Below are 23,955 nucleotides of genomic sequence, written 5' to 3'. Positions count from 1 at the left end.
CTCACCCTGCCCGGCGGTCCTGTCGCGTCACTCGGCGGTCCTGTCCAGCTTGAGGGCGTTGGCCCAGAGCGCGGTGGACGTCTCGACCAGTTCGTCGAGCGTGTGGTCCTCACCGAGCCCGTACGCGTAGTAGGCCATGCGGCTCACCATGCCCGAGAGCGCCCGCGCCGCCATGAGGGGGTCGAGGTCGCGGTCGGCGAGCCCGCGGTCCTGGAGGTCCTTGATGGCGCGTGCGTTGCGGTCGGCGAACGCGCGGCTCCGGCGCCGCCGGACCTCCCGGAACCCGGAGTCGCCCGCCGCGACCTGGTCGAGGATCAGCATCAGCTTCGCGTTGCGCTTGTACGCCTCGAAGTAGGCCCGGTTGCTGGCCTCGATCACGCCGACGGGCGAGCTGTCCTCGGGGTCGAGGCGCGGCATGCCCGGGTGCAGCATGTCGTCCTGCGCGACTTCGAGCACGGCCTGGAAGATCTCCTCCTTGCCGGCGAAGTACGTGTAGAAGGTGCCGGTCGAGCAGGCGGCCTCGGCGGTGATGTCGGTGAGGCGCGAGTCCAGGTAGCCGTCCCGTTCGAACACGACGCGGGCCGCGGCCACGAGCGCTGCGCGGGTCCGGGCGCCGCGCGCGGTGGCGGGGGGTTCCCGCAGTGCGGAGGTGTCCGCGAGCGAGGGGATGCCCTCCCCGTCGGGTGCGTGGCCGCGGGTGGTCATGTCGTGGGGCCTTCCTCTGCTGGCTTCTGCTGCTGCTCGCCGGTTCCGCCCGCCGGGCACTGCGCGCGCCGACGACCGGCCGTACGGGAGCGAGGCGATCTTCGCACACCCGCGTGCGCCGATCGCCTCCGTCCTCCCTGGGCCCTGCGGGGCCCCGCACCGGAGGCCGGACCGTCAGCTGGTGCGGCCCCACTGCGGCTCGCGGCGGCGCAGTTCCCGCATGGCGATGGTGCGCTTGTGGACCTCGTCGGGGCCGTCGGCGAGGCGCAGGGTGCGCAGATGCGCGTACATGCTGGCGAGCGGGAAGTCGTCGGAGACGCCGCCCCCGCCGTGCACCTGGATGGCCCGGTCGACCACCTTGAGCGCGACCTCCGGCGCGGCCACCTTGATCGCGGCGATCTCGGTGCGCGCGTGCCGGTTCCCCACGGTGTCCATCAGGTACGCGGCCTTGAGGGTGAGCAGCCGGACCATGTCGATCTCGATGCGTGCTTCGGCGATCCAGTCCTGCACGTTGGCGCGGTTCGCGACGGGCTCGCCGAAGGTCGTACGCGCCTGGGCGCGGTCGATCATCAGGTCGAGGGCGCGCTCGGCCATGCCGACGGCGCGCATGCAGTGGTGGATGCGGCCGGGGCCGAGGCGGGCCTGGCTGATCATGAAGCCGTCGCCCTCCCCGGCGAGCAGCGCGGTGACCGGCACCCGGACGTCCTCGAAGACGACCTCGGCGTGCCCCTCGCGGTCCTTGTATCCGAAGACGGGGAGGTTGCGCAGGACGGTGACGCCGGGGGTGTCGATGGGCACCACCATCATGCTCTGCTGACGGTGCGTCGCGGCCTCCGGCTCCGTCTTGCCCATCACGATGAGCACCTTGCAGTTCTTGTGCAGGGCGTTGGAGGTCCACCACTTGCGTCCGTTGAGGACGTAGTCGTCGCCGTCCCGCTCCATCCGGAGCTGGATGTTGGTGGCGTCGGAGCTCGCCACGGCGGGCTCGGTCATCGCGAAGGCGGAGGCTATCTCGCCGTCGAGGAGCGGCTTGAGCCACTTCTCCTTGTGCTCATCGGTGCCGAAGAGCGTCAGCACCTCCATGTTGCCGGTGTCCGGCGCGTTGCAGTTGGTGGCCTCGGGGGCCAGGTGCGCGCTGCGGCCCATGATCTCGGCGAGCGGGGCGTACTCGAGGTTGGTGAGTCCGGGGCCCCACTCGGGGTGGGGGTGGAAGAGGTTCCACAGCCCGCGCTTCTTCGCGTCCGCCTTGAGGTCTTCGAGGATGGGCGGGTGGAAGTGCGGATCGCCCGACTCCGCCATCTGCGCCTCGTAGACCGGCTCCGCCGGGTAGATCCGCTCGTCCATGAAGGCGAGCAGCTTCTCCTGGTACTCCTTGGCCCTGTCGGTCAGCTCGAACACGTGGTTCTCCTCACGGGGGATGGATTCAGGGACCGGCGCGGCAGCGCGGCACGGCCGGCGGGAACGGGGGCCGTGCTACGCGTCTGTCGGTGCTGCCTGCGGTGTCGCTGTCGTCACGTCCTGGTGCAGCAGGGCCCTCAACTCCACGGCGGTCGTGGCCGCTTCGCGGTGGAGGATGCCTGCGAGGCCGGCGCGTCGGGCCGCGACGATGTTGTGTTCGAGGTCGTCGACCATGACGGTCTCGGCAGGCTCGGCGCCCAGGCGCTCGCATGCGATGGCGTACGCGCGCCGGGACGGTTTGCGTACGCCGATCTCGCCGGAGATGACCACGGCGTCGAACATGGACTCCAGGTCGAAGCCCGCGTAGCAGTCGTCGCCCAGGGAGTTGGAGAGCAGGCCCACGCGGTGTCCCGCGTTCCGCACCTCGGCGACGAGGTCGAGCATCGCCGGGTCGGGGCGCAGTCCCGTCTGCATCAGGGACAGGAGGCCGGGCCCCTGGACATCGGCACCGTGGGCGCGCAGCCGCTCGGCGAAACCGTCCTCGAACTCACGCTGGCCGAGCCGGCCTTCTTCGTGCTCGACGAGGAGGGCGCTGGAGCGCTCGTCCTTGGCGAGCAGCCGGAGCGGGAGCCGTGGGTCCACGCCGAGCGCGGCGCCGAAGGCCTCGAACGCCTCGATCAGGCTGGTGGTCAGCACTCCCCCGAAGTCGAAGAGGACAGCGCTGATTCGGGTACTCAAGAGGCAGCCTCCTGGTCGCGGATTCGGCAGGCATGCGCAACGTACCTGAACCCGGACTCAACTTCAATGACACGCACCCCCGCCAGGCCATCTCGGCACTCCGGAGAAACCGGCACATTCCACGCGTGTCGCTCCGGCCCACCCCCACTGGCCCCGGGCGAAAGTGGCCGGACAGCCGAACACTCGCCCCTGCCTGCCGGCCCTCTCCGCCCACCCCGTCACCCAGGCACAGCGCCCCACGGACGCCCCCGAGGATCCCGTCATGAACACCCGCCAGACCCTCCGCCGTTGCGGCCGCGCCCTGAGCCGTGGCGCCGCCCGGCCCAACGTGCTGTTCGGCGGCGTCTACGGAGCCGTCCTCGCCAGTTCCATGGTCGCCGCGCTCACCCCGTACGGGCGCTCGTCACGCGCGGACCGCCTGTACGACGCCAAGTGGCTCCTGATCACCGCGTGCGCCTCGGCCCTGGCGCACGGGTACGCGCACCTCATCGCCCGGCGCGGGGACGAGACCCACCACGGGGCGTTCACCGCGGTGCGGGCGCTCGCGGAGGAATGGCCGCTGCTCCTCGCCACCCTGCCGACGCTCGTGATGCTCTTCGGGGCGGGGCTCGGCTGGTGGAACTACTCGGGGATCGAGTATGTCGCCCTGGGCTTCAACGTCGCCCTGCTCTTCGGCTGGGGTCTGACGGCGGCGCGGGCCAGCGGCCGGACGTGGGCCAGGTCGCTGTTCCTCGGCCTGGGCGACGCGTTGCTCGGCCTGATCGTCGTCGTGGCGAACGCACTGATCAAGTAGCAGGCCGAGCGCGGCAACGGCGGTGCGCGTCAGGGCGCGGCGTGCGCGGCCATGACGTGCTTGATCCGCGTGTAGTCGTCGAAGCCGTAGCGGCTCAGGTCACGGCCGATGCCCGACTGCTTGTACCCGCCGTGGGGCATCTCGGCCAGGACCACCTGGTGGCAGTTGAGCCAGACGCAGCCGAAGTCCAGCTCGGCGCTCAGCCGCATGGCGCGCCCCAGATCGGCGGTCCAGACGCTGGATGCCAGGCCGAAGTCGACGCCGTTCGCCAGAGCGACGGCCTCTTCCTCGGTGTCGAAGGGCTGGACGGTGACGACGGGCCCGAAGATCTCACCCTGCACCACGTCGTCGTCCTGCCGGACGCCGGAGATGACGGTGGGCGGGAAGAAGTACCCGGGGCGGTCGAGGCGCGCGCCCCCTGTCTCGACCTGCGCGTGCTCGGGGAGGGTCGCGATGACGGACTCGACGCGTGCCGCGTGGGCGGCGCTGTTGAGGGGGCCGTAGAAGGCGTCCTCGTCCGGCGCACCGGTCGCCGTGTCGCGTGCGGCGTCGACGAGAGCCGCCAACAGGGCGTCGTGGGACTCGCGTTGGACCAGGATCCGGGTGACGGCCGTGCAGTCCTGGCCGCCGTTGAAGAAGGCGGCGTCGGCGAGGGCGCGGGCCGTGCGGACGGGGTCGACGTCGGCGAAGACGACGGCCGGGGCCTTGCCGCCCAGCTCCAGGTGGACGTTCTTGACCTCGCGGGAGGCCTCGGCCATGACCTCGGAGCCGGCCCGGGTGCTGCCGGTGATGGCCACCATGTCGACGTCCGGGTGGGCGACGAGCGCGCGTCCGGTGTCCCGGTCGCCGCACACGATGTTGACGACGCCCGGCGGGAGGACGCGCGCGGCGAGTTCACCGAGCAGGACGGTCGACCACGGGGTGGTGTCGGACGGCTTGAGAACCACCGTGTTCCCCGCGGCGAGCGCGGGGCCGAGCTTCCACACGGCCATCATCAGCGGATAGTTCCAGGGCGTGACCTGGGCGACCACGCCCACTGCCTCGCGGCGGACGTACGAGGTGTGACCCTCCGCGTACTCGCCGGCGGCGACGCCCTCCAGGACCCGGGCGGCGCCCGCGAAGAAGCGCAACTGGTCGGCGCCACGGCCGACTTCGAGGATCCGGGTCGTCTCTCGCGGCTTGCCGGTGCTGCGCACCTCCGCGTCGACCAGCCGGTCCGCGTGCTCGGTCACCAGGTCGGCCAGGCGCAGGAGTGCCTCCTGCCGCTGGGCCGGGGTGCTGCGACGCCAGGCCGGCAGGGCGCGCCGTGCCGCGGCCACGGCCGCGTCCACGTGTGTGGCGGACGAGCGGGGCGCGGTGCCGTAGACCTCGCCGGTGGCGGGGTCGGTCAGCTCCATGCGGTCGGCGACCTCGGCGCCGCGGCCGTCGACGATGTTGTGCAGGGTCAGGTCAGACATGGCAGCTCTCCTTGCGCAGGGAGGCGACGGTGACGCCGGGGGCGAGGCGCCCCTCGGTCACCTTCAGCTCGATGAGGGCGGCCTTGCCGCTGTCGAGGGACCGCTGGAGCGCGGGCCCGAACTCGCCGGTGACGGTGACGGTTTCGCCGTGGGCGCCGAAGGCTCGGGCGTACGCGGCGAAGTCGGGGTTGCCGAGGGCGGTGCCGCTGACCCGTCCCGGGTAGGTCTGCTCCTGGTGCTGGCGGATGGTGCCGTACTTGGCGTTGTTGAGCACGATGATCAGCGGCTTGGCGCCCTCGGCGACGGCGGTGGCGAGCTCCTGACCGTTCATCAGGAAGCAGCCGTCGCCCGCGACGGAGACGACCCGGCGGTCCGGATCGTGGATCGCGGCGGCCACGGCGGCAGGTATGCCGTATCCCATGGACCCGTTGCGCGGGGCGAGTTGGCGTGTGCCGTCGCGGTACGTGAGGAAGCGCTGCGCCCAGATGGCGTGGTTGCCGGCGCCGAAGGTGATGACGGCGTCCGCGGGGAGCCGGTCGTCGAGGGTGGCGAAGACGGTGGCCAGGTCGAGCGGATCGTGCTCCGGGACCGGGGTGCGGAACGCCAGATGGGCGGCCCTGTCCTGCTTGGTCCGCACGGCCCACGGCAGGGGGCTGCCGGGGCGCAGGGTGCGCACCGCTTCGGCGAACGCCTCGGGGGCGGCGAGCAGGGTGAGTTCGGCGGGGTACAGGGCGCCCGGCGGCTGTGGTTCGGGCAGCGCCTGGACGAGCCGCGGTCCCGTGCCGTCGGTGGGGAGCAGCGTGAATCCGTCGGTCGGGACGTCGCCCGGCGCGGTCCCGACGGACAGCAGCAGGTCGGCCTCGCGGACCCGCCGGGCGAGCACGTCGTCGCGTCCGTAGCCGAGCGGGCCGACGTACACCTCGGACTCGTTGTCGATGAGGTCCTGGCAGCGGAAGTCGACGGCGACGGGAAGGGACCATGCCTCGGCCCAGTCCCGTACGGCGGCGCGGGCGTCCGGGGTCCAGCGGCCGCCGCCGAGGAAGAGGAGGGGACGTTCGGCCGTCGTCAACAGCCGTTCCAGATGGATGAGTTCGGCCTGGGTCACTCCTCCGCCGGGGACGGGCAGCGGGGTCGCGTCGGCGACGCGGACGACGTCCGTGAGCATGTCCTCCGGCAGGCCGAGGACGACGGGTCCCGGCCGGCCGCTGCTCGCGACGGCGAAGGCGCGGGCGACGTACTCGGGGATGCGTGCGGCGTCGTCGATGGTCTCGACGAGCTTGGCGCTCGCGCCGAACGTGCCGCGCAGGTCGAGCTCCTGGAAGGAGGCGCGGTCGGTGTGGCCGCGCGGCACCAGGCCGATGAAGAGGACCATCGGCGTGGCGTCCTGGTAGGCGGTGTGCAGGGCGACCAGCGCGTTGGTGGCTCCGGGGCCCCGGGTCGTGAAGCAGACTCCGGGGCGCCCGGTGAGCTTTCCGTGGGCCTCCGCCATGTAGGCGGCGCCGCCTTCGTGGCGGCAGACCACCATGTGGACGGGGGCGTCGTGCAGGGCGTCGAGCGCGGCGAGGTAGCTCTCGCCGGGCACGCCGTAGACGGTCTCGACGCCATGTGCGGACAGCTGGTCGACGAGGACCTGGCCGCCGGGACGGGCGGGGTGGCGCTGGGTCATGCGGTGGCCTTCTGAGGTGCGGAGGTGTGCTCGGACGGGGTGGCGGACCGGCTGCCGAGCAGCGGGCCGGCCAGGAAGGAGCCGGCCGCGGTGCAGGCGGCGATGAGGACGAGGAGGAGTGCGACACCCCAGGACGCGCCGTCGGTGACGCCGGTCAGCCAGGCGGCGACGAGCGGGACGAAGCCGCCGAGGACACCGGAGAGGTTGTACGACATGGCGACGGCGCTGTAGCGGAAGGTCTCCGGGAACAGGTCCGTGACGACGGCGCCGATGGTGGCGTACGGGATGGAGATGACGGCGACGCCGAGCGTCACACCGAGGACGACGAGGGCGGTCTGGCCGGTGTCGACGAGCCAGAAGACGGGGAAGGCGACCAGGACGGACAGCACACCGCCGACGGCACACACCTTCCAGGGGCCGACGCGGTCGGCGATCCGGCCGCCGATGTAGATCACGACCATCTCGGCCACGGCGGCCAGGAGTGTGGCGTTGAGCATCACGGACTTGGCGATGCCGAGCTGTTCGGTGCCGTACGAGATCATGAAGGTGGTCAGCAGGAAGAAGCCGCCGATGCCGAGGAAGGCCGCGAGCACGCTGATGATCATGCGGCCCCAGGTCTTGCGGAAGGCCTCGACGAGGGGTGCGGGCGCGGGGCCGTTCTTCTCGGCGTCCTCGATCATGGCGCGGAAGACCGGGGACTCCTCGATGCGCAGGCGCAGGTAGAGCGCGAAGACGAGCAGGCCGAAGGCGGCGAGGAACGGGATGCGCCAGCCCCACGCGTAGAAGGCGTCGTCGGGCAGCAGGCCGACGAGGGCGAAGGCGCCGCTGGAGAGCAACGTGCCGACGGGCGAACCGAGTTGGGGCACCGCCGAGTAGGTTCCGTGCTTCTCCTTCGGCGTGTGTTCCAGGGTCAGGAGCATCGCGCCGCTCCACTCCCCGCCGACCGAGATGCCCTGCACGAAGCGGAGCACGGCGAGCAGGACGGGGGCCCAGATGCCGATGGTGTCGTACGACGGGAGGAGGCCGATGCAGCCGGTGGCGACGCCCATCATGACGACCGTGATGATCAGCGCGGCCTTGCGTCCGTAGCGGTCGCCGATGTGGCCGAAGACCGCGGCTCCGATGGGCCGGGCCGCGAAGCCGACGGCGAAGGTCACGAAGGAGGCGATGGTGGCCGTCGTGGCGTCGAGCGAGGGGAAGAACAGCTTGTTGAAGACGAGCGCGGCCGCGGTGCCGTAGAGGAAGTAGTCGTACCACTCGAGGGCGGTGCCGATGAACGCGGCGGACAGGAGGCGCTTGATGTCGGCGGCGCCTGCGACGGTGCGGCCCGTTGGCGGCGTCGTGCTGTTGGAGCTCACGGAATCTCCCGGGGGACGGTGACCGCTGGGCGGTCGGGGGACGGTGGAGCGGGGAGGGTGCCTCAGGTGGAGGCGGTCAGGCCGAGCGGGTCGTGGGCGACGGTGCCGCCGACGGAGGTGGCCAGGATCCGGATCGCACCGATGCGGTCCGGCGAGACGCGGGTGGGGTCGGCGTCCAGGACGGTGAAGTCGGCCAGGTGTCCGGGGCGCAGGACGCCCTTGCGGTCGCCGTGGCCGGTGGCGTGCGCGGAGCCGACGGTCCAGGCACGCAGGGCGGCGAGTGCCGTGACGCTCTCGTCCGCGCCATAGGCCGCGCCGGTCTCGGTGAGGCGCTCCACCATGGACTGCATCGCGGGCAGCGGGGCGCCGGGAGCGACCGGCCGGTCGGAGCTGCCGGGCACGAGAACGCCCAGATCGAGCAGGGAACGCAGCCGGTACGACCACGGGGTGCGCTCCGGCCCGAGCGCCGCCGCCATGGCGTCGCCGAAGGCGTACAGGAAGTTGTGCTGCGGCACGGGCACGGCCCGCAGCTCGGCGAAGCGGGCCAGCTGATCGGGGCGTACGACTCCGGCGTGCTCGATCCGGTGCCGCACCTCGGGGCGTGAGTGGGTGCGTTGGGCGCGGGCGAAGGTGTCGAGTGCGAGGTCGACGGCCCGGTCGCCGATGGCGTGGGCCGCGACGGTCCAGCCGGCCCGGTGGGCGGCCACCACGATGTCGGCCATGGCCTCGGGGTCGTCCTGGAAGTAGCCGGTGGCGGACGTGTCGTGGGGGCAGCCGCAGAACGGTTCGGTGACGGCGGCGGTGCGGCCGAGCAGCGAGCCGTCGAGGAAGATCTTGACGGGGCCCAGCGAGAGCCGGTCGTCGCCGAAGCCGGTGCGCATGCCGAGGTCGAGGCCGAGGGTGATGGCGTCGTCGGCGTGAGCGGTGAGCGGGTGCAGCACGTCGGAGGCGGCCATCACCTGGGCCCGGGTGTGCAGCGCGCCTCTGTCGCGGGCGAGTTGGTAGGCGGCGAGCTCCACCGGGCTGTGCCCGATCCAGCCGCCGCCGATGCCCGCCTCGGTGAAGCTGGTGATGCCCTCGGCGAGGTAGTGCCGGGTGGCGGCGCCGATGGCGTCGGCGAGGGTGGCCACGGGGTAGGGCAGCACCTGGCGCTGCACGAGCTGCTGCGCGGTCTCCTCGAGGAGTCCGTCGGGCCGCCCGTCCGTGTCCCGGGCGACGACGCCGCCGGTGGGGTCGGCGAACCCGTCGGCGAGCGCGCCGGCCTTCTCCAGAACGGGTGAGTTGACGACGCAGGCGTGTCCGGAGGTGTGCTTGAGCCACACGGGGCGGCCGCCCGCCGCGCGGTCGAGGGCGTCGCGGTGCGGCTGGACGCCGCCGAGTTTGTGGTGGTCGAGTCCGGCGCCGATCACCCACGCGTCCCGCGGCATGCCTGCGGCGTGGTCGGCGACGGCGGCGTACACCTCGTCCACCGACCGGGCCTTGGACAGGTCGAGCTGGGCGAGGGTGAGGCCGAACCACGCGGTGTGGCAGTGGGCGTCGTTGAAGCCGGGGACGAGGGTGGCGCCGCCCGCGTCCAGGACGCGGCGCGCGGGCAGGTCTTCGACGTCGTCGTCGAGTCCCGCGATCCTGCCGTGCAGGACTCCCAGGGTGCGGGCGGTGGGCCGGTCGTCGTCGAGGGTGAGGATGTGCGCGTTGCGCACCAGCAGATCGAGGAGCATGGGGTGGGTCCGTCCCTCAGGCGAAGTGGTGCAGTTGGGCGAGGGGCAGTTCGGTGACGGCGTCGGTTCCGGTGGGGACGTCGTCGACCAGGACCGGCGCGGGCTCGCGCGGCACGTGGACGCGGGGCGTGGCGGTGTTGTGCAGCATGTCGGCCCGGGTCAGGCCGCGTGCGCCGACGATCGGCGCGTACTGCAGACCCTGCGGGAGCGCGGCGCGGGCGTTCCGGTCCTCCAGGGCGGCCTGCGCGACGAAGATCCGTGACAGGCGTGCGGGGGCGTCGCCGAGCGCTCCGAAGTAGGGACGGTAGGTACGGGGCTGGGTCAGGCGGGTGGAGCCGGAGCCCGATCCGGTGTTGCCCCAGGCCACGAAGCCGCCCTTGACGACGAGTTCGGGCTTGGTGCCGAACCACGCGGGGTGCCACAGCACGAGGTCGGCCATACGGCCCGGCTGGAGAGATCCCACCTCGTGGGCCAGGCCGTGCGCGATCGCCGGGTTCAGGGTGATCTTCGCCAGATACCGCAACGCCCGCGCGTTGGCGGGGTGTTCCACTCCCCCGGCGCCGTTCGCGAGGGCCTGCACATGGGCGAGCTGCCAGGTTCTGCGCACGGTCTCGGCCATCCGGCCCATGCCCATGGAGTCGGAGTTGACGATGCTGATCGCGCCCAGGTCGTGCAGGGCGTTCTCGGCGGCGATGGCGTGTCCGCGGATGCGGCCCTTGGAGATCTCGATGTCGCTGGGCGAGTGGTGGTTCTGCCGGTGGACCGTCATCGTCATCGGGAACAGCTCGCCGACGGTGTTCGCGGTGTACGGAACCGTCGGGGTGGTCGACGAGGGAAGCACGTTGGGCTCGGAGAGGATCTCCAGGAGGTCGGGGTGACCGCCGCCGCCCTCCACGTGGTAGGCGTGCACGGTGCGGCCGCGGGTGGCGCCGATGGTGTCGCGCAGATAGCCGGACTCGTTCATGGAGTCGGTGTGCATGGCGACGGGCAGGTCCGCCTGTTCCGCGGTGCCCAGGCACGTTTCGATGATGCGCGGGGTGGCCCCGAAGTCCTCATGGATCTTGAAGCCGCCGGCGCCCGCGAGTACGGACTCGTCGAGCAGGGCGCGCGAGGTGGACGAGCCCCGGGCGAGGAAGGCGATGTTGAGCGGGGTGCCGCGCCAGGACGCCATCAGGGTGTGCAGGTTGTGCGCCGGGTTGCAGCCGATCTCCCACACGCCGCCGAGGCCCATGCCGACGAGGGTGGTGACTCCGGCGGACAGCGCGGCGGGCGCCACCTCGGGCGAGGAGAGGTGGACGTGGCTGTCCACGATGCCGGGGGTGGCGATCAGGCCCTCACCCGGGATGACGGAGGTGTGCGAGTCGATGGCGAAGTCGACGTCCATCACGTCCGGGTTGCCGACGCCGCCGACGGCGACGATCCGGCCGTCCTTGATGCCGATGTCGGTCTTGCGGACGCCGAGCACGGGGTCCATCAGGACCACCCCGGCGACCACCATGTCGAGCGCGGAGTCCCGCTCGGAGCGCGGCGAGGCCAGCAGTCCGTCGCGGACCGTCTTGCCACAGCCGCCGAGCAGCTCGTCGCCCGGCGTGCCGTCGTCCTGCTCCACCTCGACCCACAGGCAGGTGTCGCCGAGCCGGATCCGGTCGCCGGTCGTGGGCCCGTAGAGGGCGTTGTACGTGCGGCGGTCGACCTGTGTCATGACGCCTCCTCATGGCGTGCCGTCACCACGTCGACTTCGCGTACGGCGCCGGGTTCGAAGGACAGGGCGGTGCCCGCCGGGATGTCGAGCCGCATGCCCGCGGCGGCCTCGCGGTCGAGCTCCAGGGCCGCGTTCGCCTCGGCGAGCGGGTAGTGCGAGGACAGATAGACGGTGCGGTCTCCGTTGTTGCGGACGGTCAGCCGCGAGCGGAGCCTGCCCGTGTTGATCAGGACCGGGTCGGGTGCGGTGCGCACGGCGCCGGGCCCCGGCCCGCCGCTCCCGCCCGCGGTGGGGATCGGGTGGTCGATCGCCACCAGCGACGTACCGCTCGGGAACAGGGCCTCGACCTGGATCGTGGTGACCATCTGCGGCACCCCGTCCATGACGTCGTCCTCGGTGAGGACCTTGCGGCCCGCCGCGATCACTTCGTCGAGGCTCAGGCCGTCCCAGGCGGCTTCGAGAACCTCGTCGCAGATCAGGGCGATCGCCTCCGGCGCGTTCAGCTTCCGCCCGCGTGCCCTGCGGCGGCGCGCGAGTTCCGCGACGGTGAACAGCTGGATCCGCTCCAGCTCGCGAGGGGTCAAATGCACAGTTTCCCGGCCCTCCATGCGGTGGAATTCCGGCCACGGCCTGCCGGACACTCCAAGAATTCACGGGGTGTGGCGCGAAGCCAACGTTGATTTGGCGCCGATGGGGCGGCCAGGATTGTGCACATGAACAGTGAGTCCATCCTCTTCCCGCCCCCGGATCCCCGGGTGACCGAGCTGGCCCGGCGCTGTCTGGAGGACATCGACAGCCTCGTCGGCCTCTGGGTGGAGTGCGTGCGGCCGGTCCGTGCCTCCTACGCGGACCGCGTCCCGGAGGAGGAGTTCCGTGCCACGGCCTGGGAGGCGTTCGAGTTCCTGCTGCGTACGGTCGCCGGGCTGCCCCTGTCCGAGCGCATCGCCACCGTCTCCGAACGGGTCGGGGAGCGGCGCGCCCGGGAGGGTGTCCCCCTGGACTCCCTCCTCTCGGCGGCGCGCCTCGACTTCCGCGTCGTCTGGGCGGCTCTGGTCGACAAGGCGGGCGAGAAGGACAAGGCCGAGCTGGTGACGTCGGCGTACCACGTGTGGGAGGCCGTGGAGAGGCACGTCACCGGCATCATGACGGCGTATCAGCGCACGATCCTGGACATGGGGCGCCGCGCGGCGGACGAGCGGCGCATGTGGTTCTCCCGGCTCCTGGACAGCGAGGGCCGCAACCCGACGGTGGTGCGGGACGCGGCGCTCGCCCTCGGCTTCCAGGCCGACGACCGGTTCCTGTGCGCGGTGGCGCCGCCGCAGTACGGGGCGGGACTGCGCAGGACCGCCACGGCGCTGCGCACCTCGGAGACTCCCGTCCAGTTGCAGGAGGTCGCCTCGGATCTGGTACTCGCCGTGCAGCTGGGCCGGCGCACGACGGCGGAGTCGGTACTCGCGCTGCTCCAGGAGACGCCGTGCGGGGTCGCTTCCGCCACGGCGGGCCTGGCCTCGGTACCTCGCGCGGTGGTGCTCGCGACGGCCACGGCGCGCGTGCTGCCGTCGGACGCGGCGGGACCCCGACGGCTCGAGGACAGCTGGCTCGACGTCCTGGTGCAGCGCGCCGAGGGCTTCGGGCGGGACCTCGCCGACGACGTCCTCAGTGGGCTCGACGCGGAGGCGGTGCCCGCCGGTGAGACGAGGCGCCTCCTCGATACCGTACGGTCGCATCTGGCCGGGACCGGGTCCGTCGCGGACACCGCGGCCGCCCTGTACTGCCATCGCAACACGATCCAGCAGCGGATCAACCGGTTCGCCGAGCTGACCGGCCGCGACGTGCGGCGCCCCGAGGACGCCGCCCTGGTGGCCCTCGCCCTGCGCGCCCGTGACCAGCACCAGAAGGACCACCGGCCATGAACAGCAAGCATGTGGCGTTCGACGACCTCGACCGCAAGATCGTCGCGGCGCTGATCGCCAACGCCAGGACGAGTTTCGCGGAGATCGGCGCGGCCATCGGCCTCTCCGCCACCGCCGTCAAGCGGCGCGCCGACCGGCTGCGCGAGAACGACGTCATCACCGGGTACACCGCGACGGTCCGGCCGGCCGCGCTCGGCTGGAGCACCGAGGCGTTCGTCGAGGTGTACTGCGACGGCGCGGCGCCGCCCCGTCGGCTCGCCGAAGTCGTGCGCAACCATCCGGAGATCACCTCCGCCATGACGGTGACGGGCGGTGCCGACGCGTTGCTGCACGTCAGAGCCACGGACGTCGGCCACTTCGAAGAGGTGCTCGAACGCATCAGGGCCGAGCCGTTCATCCGCAAGACGATCAGTTACATGGTGCTTTCCCACCTGCTGCCGGACAGCGCGGAGGCCGGGGCCCGCGAGGCCGCCCCGGACGACGCAGCAATCCAGCGCTGACCTCCCGTTCTACGCAGCATTACTGCGGGCACACGCATTCAACTGGCCTTGTCGAGCGTGACCGCCGCTTCCTACCGTGGAGACACCCCCTGATGGTCGTCCCGCAGGAAGCGGAGGTACCCGTCTGTGCCCAGGCGCTATCTGGTGTGTGAGCCCAGATACTTCGACGTTCACTACGCCATCAACCCGTGGATGCGCGACGACGTGCGGGTCGACACCGCGCTCGCCCTCGCGCAGTGGCAGAACCTGATCGACACCTACCGCGCGCACGGGCACACGGTCGAGACCGTGCCGCCGGTGCCGGGCCTGCCCGACATGGTCTTCGCCGCGAACTCGGCGCTCGTCGTGGCCGGCCGCGTCCTCGGCTCGAACTTCCACGCCGAGCAGCGCCGCCCGGAGTCGGCGGAGTACGAGACGTGGTTCAAGGCGGCGGGCTACGACGTCCACCACCCGGCGTCGGTCTGCGAGGGCGAGGGCGACCTCGTACCGGCGGGCCGCTACGTACTCGCGGGCAGCGGATTCCGTACGACGCGTGCCGCGCACGACGAGGCGCAGGAGTTCTTCGGCGTACCGGTCATCGGACTGCGTCTGGTCGACCCGTACTTCTACCACCTGGACACCGCGCTGTTCGCCCTGGACGACCCCGACGATCCCGACGGCGGCACCATCGCGTACTACCCGGACGCGTTCTCGGCCGGGAGTCGCGAGGTGCTCGCGCGGCTCTTCCCGCGTGCCGTGCTCGCCACCCGCGACGACGCGATGGCCTTCGGCCTCAACTCCGTCTCCGACGGCCGCCACGTGTTCGTCGCCCCGCAGGCCACCGGGCTCATCGCACAGCTCGGCCACCGCGGATACGTCCCCGTCCCCGTCGACCTCTCCGAGTTCCACAAGGCCGGCGGAGGCATCAAGTGCTGCACCCAGGAGATCCGTTCATGACCGTCGCCCCCGTCAAGGCCCCGCGTTCCTCGGCCGAGCTCATCAGCGCCGAGACACCGGTGCTCGCGCACAACTACCACCCTCTGCCCGTGGTCGTCGCCCGCGCCGAGGGCACCTGGGTCGAGGACGTCGAGGGCCGCCGCTACCTCGACCTCCTCGCCGGCTACTCGGCCCTCAACTTCGGCCACCGCCACCCGGCACTGATCGAGGCCGCCCACTGTCAGCTCGACCAGCTCACGCTCACGTCGCGCGCCTTCCACAACGACCGGCTGGCCGGCTTCGCCGAGGGCCTCGCGGAGCTGACCGGCCTCGACATGGTCCTGCCGATGAACACGGGCGCCGAGGCCGTGGAGAGCGCCGTCAAGGTCGCCCGCAAGTGGGCGTACGAGGTCAAGGGCGTCCCTGCGGACCGGGCGACGATCGTCGTGGCCGACGGCAACTTCCACGGCCGGACGACCACGATCGTCAGCTTCTCCACCGACGAGTCGGCCCGCGCCGGGTTCGGGCCGTTCACGCCGGGCTTCCGCGTGGTCCCCTACAACGACCTGGCCGCGCTCGAAGCGGCGGTCGACGAGACGACGGCGGCCGTCCTGCTCGAACCCATCCAGGGCGAGGCCGGGGTCGTCATCCCGGACGACGGCTATCTCACCGGGGTACGCGACCTGACGCGGCGGGCCGGATGTCTGTTCATCGCCGACGAGATCCAGTCGGGCCTCGGCCGCACGGGCCGCACGCTCGCCGTCGACCACGAAGCCGTACGCCCCGACATGCTGCTCCTCGGGAAGGCGCTCGGCGGCGGCATCGTGCCGGTGTCGGCGGTCGTCGCGGGTCGGGACGTCCTGGGGGTGCTGCGGCCGGGCGAGCACGGTTCCACGTTCGGCGGGAACCCGCTGTCCGCTGCCGTCGGCTCCGCCGTCGTCGACCTGCTCGCCACGGGCGAGTTCCAGCGCCGGGCTGCCGATCTGGGCGAGGTGCTGCGCTCCGGGCTCGAGGCCCTCACCGGCAAGGGCGTCACGGGCTTCCGGGCCCGCGGACTGTGGGCGGGGGTCGACATCGACCCGGCCATCGGAACGGGCCGCCGGATCAGCGAACTCCTCCTGGCCGAGGGCGTGCTGGTCAAGGACACCCATGGCTCGACGATCCGCCTGGCCCCGCCCTTGACCATCACCCGTGAGGAACTGGAGTCGGCGCTCGCCGCACTGGCGAGGGTGCTGGGACAGCCCTGAGCACCCTGGGTCACGGCCCGCCACCGTCAGCGGTGGCCGGGCCGTGACCTCGGCCTTAGCGTGGGAGGGACCGCTCTCCCCGATCGAAACTGGTGTGTGTCGTCATGGCCGACAAGCCGACTGTCGTTCTGGTGCACGGGTTCTGGGGCGGTGCCGCCCACTGGGCCAAGGTCATCACGCAGCTGCACAACCGCGGCTTCGGCTCTCTGCACGCGGTGGAGAACCCCCTGACCTCACTTAGGGACGACGCCGAGCGCACCCGCAAGATGGTCAAGCAGGTGGACGGCCCCGTACTCCTGGTGGGGCACTCCTACGGCGGCGCCGTCATCACGGAGGCGGGCGACCTGCCGAACGTGACGGGCCTCGTCTACGTCGCCGCGTTCGCGCCCGATGCGGGTGAGAGCCCTGGGCAGATCAGCCAGGAGCTGGCGCCCGCGGCGATCGAGAACCTCGCACCCGACTCCGACGGCTATCTGTGGATCAAGCAGGACAAGTTCCACGAGAGCTTCTGCCAGGATCTGCCCGCGGAGGAGGCCCTCGTCATGGCCGTCACCCAGAAGGCGCCCCTGGCCTCGACGTTCGGGGACAACGTGACCGCCCCCGCCTGGCGGGTCAAGCCGACGTGGTACCAGGTGTCGACGGACGACCGCATGATCAATCCGGCCAACGAACGCCGCATGGCCGAGCGGATGAACCCGCGCGCCGTCATCGAACTCGCCGCAGGGCACGCTTCGTTGGCCTCGCAGCCGACCGCGGTCGCCGACCTGATCGAAAAGGCGGCGAACGAACAGACCGGCTGAACGAACACACCAGCTACACGAACACACCGGCTACACGAACACACCGGCTGCACGAACTCTCCGGCCGATGGCACGGTGGGCCGCTCACGCAGCGGACGGGCAGCGCTCGGGCGCGCGTCGACACGCCGCCCGATGCTTGATTGGGTTGCGCCATGCGCATCGACCGACTCGACCACCTCGTCCTCACCGTGCACGACCTCGACGCCACAGTGGCCTTCTACACGAAGGTCCTGGGCATGGAGGCGGTCACCTTCCGGGGCGGCCGCCGCGCCCTGACCTTCGGCCACAGCAAGATCAACCTCCACGAGGCGGGCCGCGAGTTCGAGCCGAAGGCGGCTCGCCCCACGCCCGGCAGCGCGGACCTGTGCCTGATCGTCGACGGGCCCGTCGACCGGATCATCACCGAACTGGCAAGCCACGGCGTCCCGTTGGAGGAAGGACCGGTCGACCGCACGGGCGCCACCGGTCCCCTCCTCAGCGTGTACGTGCGGGATCCGGACGGCAACCTGATCGAGCTCAGCAACTACGCGTAGACGGCCGACCGTATCCGACCCGACTAGCGCCCCTCGCGCCCCACGTCCCGTACGAGATCCAGCGCCCTGCCCAGCGTGGTCAGACGGGCCTCCAGGGTGTCGCCGGCCGGGTAGAGGCGGACCGTGTCGACGCCCGCGGCGCTCCAGACCCGCAGGCGTTCGCGGACCATGGGCTCGGTGCCGATGAGAGTGGTGGCCAGGACCATGTCGTCGGTGATCAGCTCCGCCGCTCCGCCGCGGTCGCCCGCCTGCCAGCGGGCCCGGACCTCGGCCGCCGTGTCGGCCCAGCCCTGTCTGCTGTAGGCGTTGTTGTAGTAGTTGGTGGTCGCGGATCCCATGCCGCCCAGGCTGAAGGCCAGTTCCTTCTTGCGGCCCGCGACCATCGCGCGCAGCGCGTCCTCGTCGTCGGCGAACGCCACCTCGGCGCCCTGACAGATGTCCAGGTCGGACCGCTTGCGGCCGGCCGCCGCGAGCCCGGCGTCCAGATGGTCGAAATAGGCGCTCTGCGCGCCCTCGGGCACGAAGCTCGTACCGAGCCAGCCGTCCGCGATCTCGCCGGTCAGCCGCAGCATCTTGGGCGAGAGCGTGGCCAGATAGACGGGCAGGTCGTGCTCGGCCCGCATCGACAGGCGCATCGGCTTCGCCTCGCCGCCGGGAAGCGGGAGGGTGAACTCCCTTCCCTCGTAAGCGAGTTTCTCTCCCGCCACGGCCTGCCGGACGATCTCGACGGTCTCGCGCATACGGGTCAGGGGCCGCGCGAACGGGACCCCGTGCAGCCCTTCGATCACCTGCGGCCCCGACGGACCGAGTCCGAGCAGGAAGCGGCCTCCGGAGATGTTGGAGAGAGTGATCGCCGCGCGGGCGATCGCGGCCGGGGTGCGGGTGGCCAGCTGGATGATCCCGGAGCCGAGCAGCATCCTCTCCGTGCGCGCCGCCAGGTACCCGAGCGGCGAGGGGGCCTCCGCGCCCCACGCCTCGGCCACCCAGCAGATGTCCGTCCCGAGCCGTTCGGCCTCGGTCACGAAGTCGACCGTCTCGCCCCAATTGCCGCCCGAGGCCTCGATCGTCGTGGACGTACGCATCACTCGCCCCGCCCTTCCGGAGCCGGGCCGCCCTCGGCCAGGTCCTTGATCGCGTCGAGCGTGGCGCTGATGCTCCGCTCGAACTCCCGCAGCCGCACGAACACGATCTTCTGCTCCTTCTCCGGCATCCGGTCGATCGCGTACGAGAGCCCGGAGCGGCCGGGGCCGAGCTGCATCCACTGGGCCAGCTCGGTGCCGCCGTCGTCGAGCGGTGTCAGGGTGAACTTCCAGAGGGCGCTGGGCTGTTCGGGGTCCTCGACCGCCCAGGCGAACACGCGGGGCGCCTCACACCGGACGACGTACGAGGTGGTCTGCCACTCCCCCAGCGACTCGTGCTTGCTGCGTCCGGCGAACCGTGCACCGAGCGTGGGTCCCGCCGCGCCGTCCAGCCAGGCGACCGACTGGAGTTCGGCGCTGAGCGTGGGCATCAGGTCGATGTCGGAGACGAACTCCCACACCCGCTCCGGCGACGCCAGGACCCTTCTGCGGACCTCGACCGTCGGTCTGTCGGCGTAGCGCGCGCCCGTCCACTCCATTGCCGGTTGCCTCTCCGTCTGCGGGAAGTTCACTCTGCGGGGTCTGCGAAGGCGGCCCTGAGCATGAGAGTTGCGTAGATAGACTTACTCGTCAAGAGGGACGGACAAAGGGCGACGCCCCGGAGTCAGCCGCTGAAGCGTGCCTTGATGTCGGGGCGGTCGGCCAGTCGGGGCGGGTAGCCCGGACCGAGACGGGGGCGCGTGTCCTCGGCCGTCATCGGCTCCTTGCACTCGCTGCACACGACCTCGGCGTGGCCCTCCTGGCCGCACCGGTCGTGGTGGAAGACGACGGGCGGTCCGGCCTCCTCCGCGAGCCAGCGGTCGCCCCAGCGGTTCATGGCGGCGAGCACTCCGAAGAAGTCGCGCCCCATGTCCGTGAGCACGTAGTCGTAGCGGACGGGCTCGTGCTGATAGGCCCGCTTCTCCATGAGCCCCTCGTCCACGAGGCGCCGGAGCCGGTCGGCCAGGGTGTTGCGCGCGATGCCGAGCTCCGCCTGGAACACGTCGAACCGCTTGATCCCGTAGAACGCCTCACGCAGGACGAGCGGCGTCCACCAGTCGCCGAGCAGGTCCATGGTGCGGGCGATGGAGCAGGGCCAGTTGGCAAAGGAGGTCCGCCTCATGCCGTCAGCATACGAGGGTCTCGGATTGAGACCCAGCAGTTCGGACCCGCGAGAAGCGACCGGTTCGGGCGTTCCGTACGGCTGTGGCACGTGACCTACGACGCAAACTCCGCGTCCCTGTTGTGGAGCCCGTCACGCAACTGATCCAGTGGCGGAGACCAGCCGGCGCGAGGCGCCGCACGAGGAGGGGGCTCACGCATGACGTCCGGGTACTTCACGTCCGTCGACGATGTGTCCGCGCGGCTCGCCGCGACGGGCTACCTGGCGTCCCCCGCGGTGGCCACCACGGTCTTCCTCGCCGACCGCCTCGGCAAGCCGCTCCTCGTCGAGGGCCCCGCGGGCGTCGGCAAGACCGAACTGGCCAAGGCCGTCGCCGAGGTCGCGGGCGCCACCCTCGTCCGGCTCCAGTGCTACGAGGGCGTGGACGAATCGCGCGCCCTGTACGAGTGGAACCACGCCAAGCAGCTCCTGCGCATCACGGCGGGCCGCGACGAGTCGTGGGACGAGACCCGTACGGACATCTTCAGCGAGGAGTTCCTGCTGCCGCGCCCGCTGCTGACGGCGATCCGCGGCAGCGACCCCAAGGTGCTGCTCATCGACGAGACCGACAAGGCCGACGTCGAGGTGGAGGGCCTGCTCCTGGAGGTGCTCAGCGACTTCCAGGTGACGGTGCCCGAACTCGGCACGATCAGCGCGACGCGCCGCCCGTTCACCGTCCTCACCTCCAACGCGAGCCGTGAGCTGTCCGAGGCGCTGCGCCGGCGCTGCCTTTTCCTCCACATCGGCTTCCCCGAGGAGGAGTTGGAGCGCCGGATCGTGCGCCTCAAGGTGCCGGGGCTCGACGAGGCGCTGGCGCAGGCCGTGGTGCGGGTGGTCGGTGCGCTGCGCGCGATGGACCTGCGGAAGGTGCCGTCGGTCGCGGAGACCATCGACTGGGCCCGCACGCTCCTCGCGCTCGGCGCCGGAACCCTCGACGAGGAGGTCGTACGCGACACGCTCGGCGTGGTCCTCAAGCATCAGGAGGACGTGCTGAAGGCGGCGGCCAAGCTGGACCTGGACGCCGTGTGAGCGCGACGGCGGCCGGCGTCCCGGAGCGGCTCACCGCCCTCGTGCAGGCGCTGCGCTCGCACGGCGTCCGGATCGGCACCGGCGAGACCGTCGACGCCGGGCTCGCCGTCGAGGCGCTCGGCCTGACCGACCGCGAGCACCTGCGCGAGGGCCTGGCGGCGGCGCTGCTGCACAGCGAGGGGCAGCGGGCCGTCTTCGACCCCGTCTTCGATCTGTACTTCCCCCGGAGTGTCGGCGCCCCGCAGGACACACGGCACGAGTCCGGCGCCGGGCGTGCCTGGCGGGACTCCGACACGGCCGACCTGCGCGAGCGGCTCGCCGCCGCGCTCGCCGCCAACGACCAGGAACTGCTGGACCAGTTGGCGGCCGAAGCGGTGGACGGCCTCGGCGGCTACGGCACGGCGAACGGGGCGGGCGGCCCGGGCGGATCCGGAGGATCGGGTCCGTCCAGCCGCTCGGACGGCTGGTCCTCGCACCAGACGCTGGCACGGCTGCGCCCGGAGACCCTGCTCGCCCGGATCCTCGCCGGGATCCGGGCCGGGGCCGCCGGCGAGGACGAGTTCACCGACCGGCTGCAGGCGGACGAGATCCGGCGCCGTATCCAGGCGTTCCGCGGGCGCGTGGGCAGCGAGGCGCGGCGCCGGGTCGCCGAGCGTCGCGGCACCGACGAGATCGCCCGCCGCGCCATCGCCCCGACCGCGGACCGCGTCGACTTCCTCATCGCGGGGCGCGCCCAGCTGGATGAGCTCCGCAGGGCGGTTCAGCCCCTGGCCCGCATGCTGGCCACCCGTCTCGCCGCCCGCCGGCGCCGGGCCGCGCGCGGGCGGATCGACCTGCGCCGCACGCTCCGTGGGTCCCTGTCGACGGGCGGCGTCCCGATGCGGCCCGTGCTGCGCCGCCGCCGTCCCGCCCGTCCCGAACTCGTCCTCCTGTGCGACGTGTCCGGCTCGGTCGCGGGGTTCGCCAACTTCACGATGCTGCTGGTGCAGGCACTGCACGACCAGTTCAGCAAGGTGCGGGTGTTCGCCTTCGTCAACCGCGTCGACGAGGTGACCGACCTCATCGGCCGCGACGCGGCCGGGCCCGAGGGGCTGAGCGCGCGCATCCTCTCGGCGGCGGCCGTGACGGGCTGGCACGGAAGCAGCGACTACGGCACGTCGCTGGGCGAGTTCGCCGAGCGGTACGCGGACGCGGTCGGCCCGCGCAGCACCGTGTTCGTCCTGGGCGACGCCCGTACGAACATGAGCGACCCCAACACGGGGGCGCTGCGGGACGTCACCGGGCGCGCCCGCAAGGTCTATTGGCTCAACCCCGAACGGCGCTCGCTGTGGGACACCGGCGACTCGGCGGCCGACACGTACGCGGAGATCGTCGAGATGCACGAGTGCCGCAACGCCCAGCAGCTGAGCGCGCTGATCGCGCGGCTGCTGCCTGTCTGACCGGGCCGTTCGCGACGCCTGGGGCAGGCGTGCGCCGGGTCAGGCGTGCGCCGGGTCAGGCGTGTGCCGGGTCAGGCGTGTGCGCAGGGTCTGCCGTGTGCGCGGGGTCTGCCGTGCGTGCCGGAGTCAGACGTGCGGGCGGAGCCAGCCGTGCGCCCCGGAGTCAGACATGCGCGAGGAGCCGGTCCAGAGGGCGTGGCACCCGGTCGAGGTCGAACCGCTCCACGAGTGAGCGCGCGTACTGCGCCTTGCGGCCGCTGTGCGTCCCCATGAACCGCCGCAACTGCCGCTCCACGCCCCGCTCCCGCTGCGCCGGCTGCTTCTGGAAGGTGCGGAAGGACCTCAAGTCGCCCTCGATGTCCAGGACTTCCTGCACGGTGTCCACGCCGAGGCCGCGAATCAGCTCGTCCTCCAGGTCCGCGACGCAGACGTAGAAGCCGAGCTTCTCCATGTCCGCGTGGGTGAGGTGGGGGCGCGGGCCGGTCCGCTCCAGGACACTGCGGAAGTAGTGTTCCTCGCCCGCGTCGCACAGCCCGGCGACGGTGACGTCGAGCCCGTCCGGGCCGCACACGGCGAGGAACCGCCCGATGCTCATCGCGCCGCCGAGCGGCAGCACCGCGACGCCCTCCTCGTCGAGCCTGCGCCCGCGCCGCCGGGCCAGCGCCTCGACGGCGACCAGGTCGCTCTCCCCCTCGACCAGGACGACCTTGCGCACACCGGCCGCGACGGCCAGCTCGCGGGCCGCCTGTGCGGCCGGCCCGTCATCACCTCCGTGCGCCGCCCACGCCCCGGCCGCCCGACGGAACCGTCTCATCTCGTCCACACGCCCAGTTTCGCAGGGCACAGGGTGTCCGCGTCCAGCTAATTAGCTCACACGTTCGAATCTAGGAGTACGCTGTCCTCATGGCAACGCACCAACTCCAGGGGTCCCTGTTCGACCAGGGCGACGACGTGCGACTGAGCCCGCTGGACGGGGTCCGCAGGACCATGCTCGGCGACGGCGCCTGGATCGACCTGCTGCCGGGCTGGCTCAGCGGCGCCGACGCCCTGTTCGAGCAGCTCGCCACGGAGGTGCCGTGGAAGGCCGAACGGCGCCAGATGTACGAGCGGGTCGTGGACGTGCCGCGCCTGCTCGCCTTCTACGGCGAGGGCGAGCCGCTCCCGCACCCCGTCCTCGACGAGGCCCGACGGACACTGTCGGCGCACTACGCGGCCGAGCTCGGGGAACCCTTCACGACGGCCGGGCTGTGCCACTACCGCGACGGCCGCGACAGCGTCGCCTGGCACGGCGACCGCATCGGGCGCGGCGCCCGCGAGGACACCATGGTCGCCATCCTCTCCGTGGGAGCGCCGCGCGATCTGCTGCTGCGCCCACGCGACGGCGGCGACGTGGTCCGCCGGCCGCTGGGCCACGGCGATCTGATCGTGATGGGCGGCTCCTGCCAGCGGACGTGGGAGCACGCCGTCCCGAAGACGACGCGGGCCGCGGGCGGCCGGATCAGCATCCAGTTCCGGCCGCACGGGGTGCAGTGACCCCGCGAGGTCGCATGGATGCCGGGATCCCGGCACGACGGACACGAACGAACTCTCGCGGCGCCCGCGCGCCGACGCCGATCTGCCCCGTTGCGTCGAGGCCCTCGCCGGGGTCCAGGCGGCCGAGCACCATCCGGTGGACCGGCCCGCAGATCCGGCGGGCCGGCTGACCCCACACGGCATGACCGACGCCTGGGTGGTCATGGCGGGCGCCGATGTCGTCGGGCACAT

23 protein-coding genes are annotated in these 23,955 nt (G+C 71.9%); 10 read left to right on the top strand and 13 right to left on the bottom strand.

The genetic code is table 11. The features are described from left to right. Positions 1 to 27: 27 nt before the first annotated feature. The 3 genes from LGI35_RS39665 to LGI35_RS39655 all read right to left on the bottom strand — a co-directional run bounded on the left by LGI35_RS39665 (position 28) and on the right by LGI35_RS39655 (position 2,841). Positions 28 to 705 carry a TetR/AcrR family transcriptional regulator gene (locus LGI35_RS39665; RefSeq protein WP_227299265.1) on the bottom strand — a complete coding sequence of 226 codons (678 nt, stop codon included), beginning with the start codon at positions 703 to 705 and terminating at the stop codon, positions 28 to 30. 174 nt (positions 706 to 879) lie between these two features. Beyond that, positions 880 to 2,103 carry an acyl-CoA dehydrogenase family protein gene (locus LGI35_RS39660; protein WP_227299264.1) on the bottom strand — a complete coding sequence of 408 codons (1,224 nt, stop codon included), beginning with the start codon at positions 2,101 to 2,103 and terminating at the stop codon, positions 880 to 882. Positions 2,104 to 2,178: 75 nt separating this feature from the next. Next, positions 2,179 to 2,841: an HAD family hydrolase gene (locus LGI35_RS39655; RefSeq protein ID WP_227299263.1), complete on the bottom strand. Its 663-nt coding sequence runs from the start codon at positions 2,839 to 2,841 to the stop codon at positions 2,179 to 2,181. 262 nt (positions 2,842 to 3,103) lie between these two features. Between LGI35_RS39655 and LGI35_RS39650 the strand changes: the two genes are divergently transcribed. Then, positions 3,104 to 3,634, top strand: coding sequence for a hypothetical protein (locus LGI35_RS39650; RefSeq protein ID WP_227299262.1), 531 nt, complete (start codon positions 3,104 to 3,106; stop codon positions 3,632 to 3,634). Positions 3,635 to 3,663: 29 nt separating this feature from the next. Here LGI35_RS39650 and LGI35_RS39645 read toward each other — a convergent pair whose 3' ends face one another. The 6 genes from LGI35_RS39645 to LGI35_RS39620 form a co-directional block, all read right to left on the bottom strand. Then, positions 3,664 to 5,091 carry an aminobutyraldehyde dehydrogenase gene (locus LGI35_RS39645; RefSeq protein WP_227299261.1) on the bottom strand — a complete coding sequence of 476 codons (1,428 nt, stop codon included), beginning with the start codon at positions 5,089 to 5,091 and terminating at the stop codon, positions 3,664 to 3,666. Then, positions 5,084 to 6,757 carry a thiamine pyrophosphate-dependent enzyme gene (locus LGI35_RS39640; protein ID WP_227299260.1) on the bottom strand — a complete coding sequence of 558 codons (1,674 nt, stop codon included), beginning with the start codon at positions 6,755 to 6,757 and terminating at the stop codon, positions 5,084 to 5,086. Before LGI35_RS39640 ends, LGI35_RS39645 begins: the two co-directional genes overlap by 8 nt. Next, positions 6,754 to 8,115: an MFS transporter gene (locus LGI35_RS39635; RefSeq protein ID WP_227299259.1), complete on the bottom strand. Its 1,362-nt coding sequence runs from the start codon at positions 8,113 to 8,115 to the stop codon at positions 6,754 to 6,756. Before LGI35_RS39635 ends, LGI35_RS39640 begins: the two co-directional genes overlap by 4 nt. A 62-nt stretch (positions 8,116 to 8,177) precedes the next feature. Next, entirely contained in the window at positions 8,178 to 9,833 is a 1,656-nt protein-coding gene (locus LGI35_RS39630; RefSeq protein WP_227299258.1) for an amidohydrolase, read from the bottom strand. A gap of 16 nt (positions 9,834 to 9,849) precedes the next feature. Beyond that, positions 9,850 to 11,535: an urease subunit alpha gene (locus LGI35_RS39625; RefSeq protein ID WP_227299257.1), complete on the bottom strand. Its 1,686-nt coding sequence runs from the start codon at positions 11,533 to 11,535 to the stop codon at positions 9,850 to 9,852. Next, positions 11,532 to 12,125 carry an urease subunit gamma gene (locus LGI35_RS39620; protein ID WP_264484702.1) on the bottom strand — a complete coding sequence of 198 codons (594 nt, stop codon included), beginning with the start codon at positions 12,123 to 12,125 and terminating at the stop codon, positions 11,532 to 11,534. The genes LGI35_RS39625 and LGI35_RS39620 overlap by 4 nt, the downstream gene beginning before the upstream one ends. Before the next feature lie 123 nt (positions 12,126 to 12,248). Here LGI35_RS39620 and LGI35_RS39615 point away from each other — a divergent pair, with 123 nt between their 5' ends. From LGI35_RS39615 to LGI35_RS39590, 6 genes are all read left to right on the top strand, one after another. Then, a complete protein-coding gene (locus LGI35_RS39615) occupies positions 12,249 to 13,448 on the top strand; it encodes a PucR family transcriptional regulator (protein WP_227299255.1) in 1,200 nt (399 codons plus the stop codon). Beyond that, on the top strand, positions 13,445 to 13,948 hold the full coding sequence (locus tag LGI35_RS39610) for an Lrp/AsnC family transcriptional regulator (protein WP_227299254.1): 504 nt from the start codon (positions 13,445 to 13,447) through the stop codon (positions 13,946 to 13,948). The genes LGI35_RS39615 and LGI35_RS39610 overlap by 4 nt, the downstream gene beginning before the upstream one ends. Positions 13,949 to 14,092: 144 nt before the next feature. Further along, complete coding sequence (ddaH, locus tag LGI35_RS39605) at positions 14,093 to 14,884, top strand: dimethylargininase (RefSeq protein WP_376220007.1); 792 nt, start codon at positions 14,093 to 14,095, stop codon at positions 14,882 to 14,884. Then, entirely contained in the window at positions 14,881 to 16,110 is a 1,230-nt protein-coding gene (gene rocD / locus LGI35_RS39600; protein WP_227299252.1) for an ornithine--oxo-acid transaminase, read from the top strand. The genes ddaH and rocD overlap by 4 nt, the downstream gene beginning before the upstream one ends. A gap of 104 nt (positions 16,111 to 16,214) precedes the next feature. Further along, positions 16,215 to 16,910: an alpha/beta hydrolase gene (locus tag LGI35_RS39595; RefSeq protein WP_227299251.1), complete on the top strand. Its 696-nt coding sequence runs from the start codon at positions 16,215 to 16,217 to the stop codon at positions 16,908 to 16,910. Between the two features lie 152 nt (positions 16,911 to 17,062). Further along, the gene (locus tag LGI35_RS39590) at positions 17,063 to 17,443 is read left to right on the top strand and encodes a VOC family protein (RefSeq protein WP_227299250.1); all 381 of its coding nucleotides are present in this window, start codon (positions 17,063 to 17,065) and stop codon (positions 17,441 to 17,443) included. Between the two features lie 23 nt (positions 17,444 to 17,466). On the opposite strand, the gene LGI35_RS39585 is transcribed toward LGI35_RS39590, so the two are convergent. From LGI35_RS39585 to LGI35_RS39575, 3 genes are all read right to left on the bottom strand, one after another. Next, entirely contained in the window at positions 17,467 to 18,525 is a 1,059-nt protein-coding gene (locus LGI35_RS39585; RefSeq protein WP_227299249.1) for an LLM class flavin-dependent oxidoreductase, read from the bottom strand. Continuing rightward, the gene (locus tag LGI35_RS39580) at positions 18,525 to 19,061 is read right to left on the bottom strand and encodes an SRPBCC family protein (protein ID WP_227299248.1); all 537 of its coding nucleotides are present in this window, start codon (positions 19,059 to 19,061) and stop codon (positions 18,525 to 18,527) included. Before LGI35_RS39580 ends, LGI35_RS39585 begins: the two co-directional genes overlap by 1 nt. A gap of 125 nt (positions 19,062 to 19,186) precedes the next feature. Continuing rightward, positions 19,187 to 19,684, bottom strand: a complete 498-nt coding sequence (locus LGI35_RS39575) for a winged helix-turn-helix transcriptional regulator (protein WP_227299247.1) — start codon at positions 19,682 to 19,684, stop codon at positions 19,187 to 19,189. A gap of 198 nt (positions 19,685 to 19,882) precedes the next feature. On the opposite strand from LGI35_RS39575, the gene LGI35_RS39570 reads away from it, so the two are divergent. Continuing rightward, entirely contained in the window at positions 19,883 to 20,752 is an 870-nt protein-coding gene (locus LGI35_RS39570; RefSeq protein ID WP_127826944.1) for an AAA family ATPase, read from the top strand. Then, on the top strand, positions 20,749 to 22,191 hold the full coding sequence (locus LGI35_RS39565; protein WP_227299246.1) for a VWA domain-containing protein: 1,443 nt from the start codon (positions 20,749 to 20,751) through the stop codon (positions 22,189 to 22,191). Before LGI35_RS39570 ends, LGI35_RS39565 begins: the two co-directional genes overlap by 4 nt. Positions 22,192 to 22,354: 163 nt before the next feature. On the opposite strand, the gene LGI35_RS39560 is transcribed toward LGI35_RS39565, so the two are convergent. Continuing rightward, positions 22,355 to 23,014: a TOPRIM nucleotidyl transferase/hydrolase domain-containing protein gene (locus tag LGI35_RS39560; RefSeq protein ID WP_376220433.1), complete on the bottom strand. Its 660-nt coding sequence runs from the start codon at positions 23,012 to 23,014 to the stop codon at positions 22,355 to 22,357. A gap of 80 nt (positions 23,015 to 23,094) precedes the next feature. Between LGI35_RS39560 and LGI35_RS39555 the strand changes: the two genes are divergently transcribed. Further along, a complete protein-coding gene (locus tag LGI35_RS39555; protein WP_227299245.1) occupies positions 23,095 to 23,724 on the top strand; it encodes an alpha-ketoglutarate-dependent dioxygenase AlkB in 630 nt (209 codons plus the stop codon). Positions 23,725 to 23,955 lie beyond the last annotated feature (231 nt).

The organism is Streptomyces longhuiensis (assembly GCF_020616555.1).
In the GTDB taxonomy this organism is placed as follows: Bacteria; Actinomycetota; Actinomycetes; order Streptomycetales; family Streptomycetaceae; genus Streptomyces; species Streptomyces longhuiensis.
This window is presented reverse-complemented; position numbering and strand designations above follow the sequence as displayed.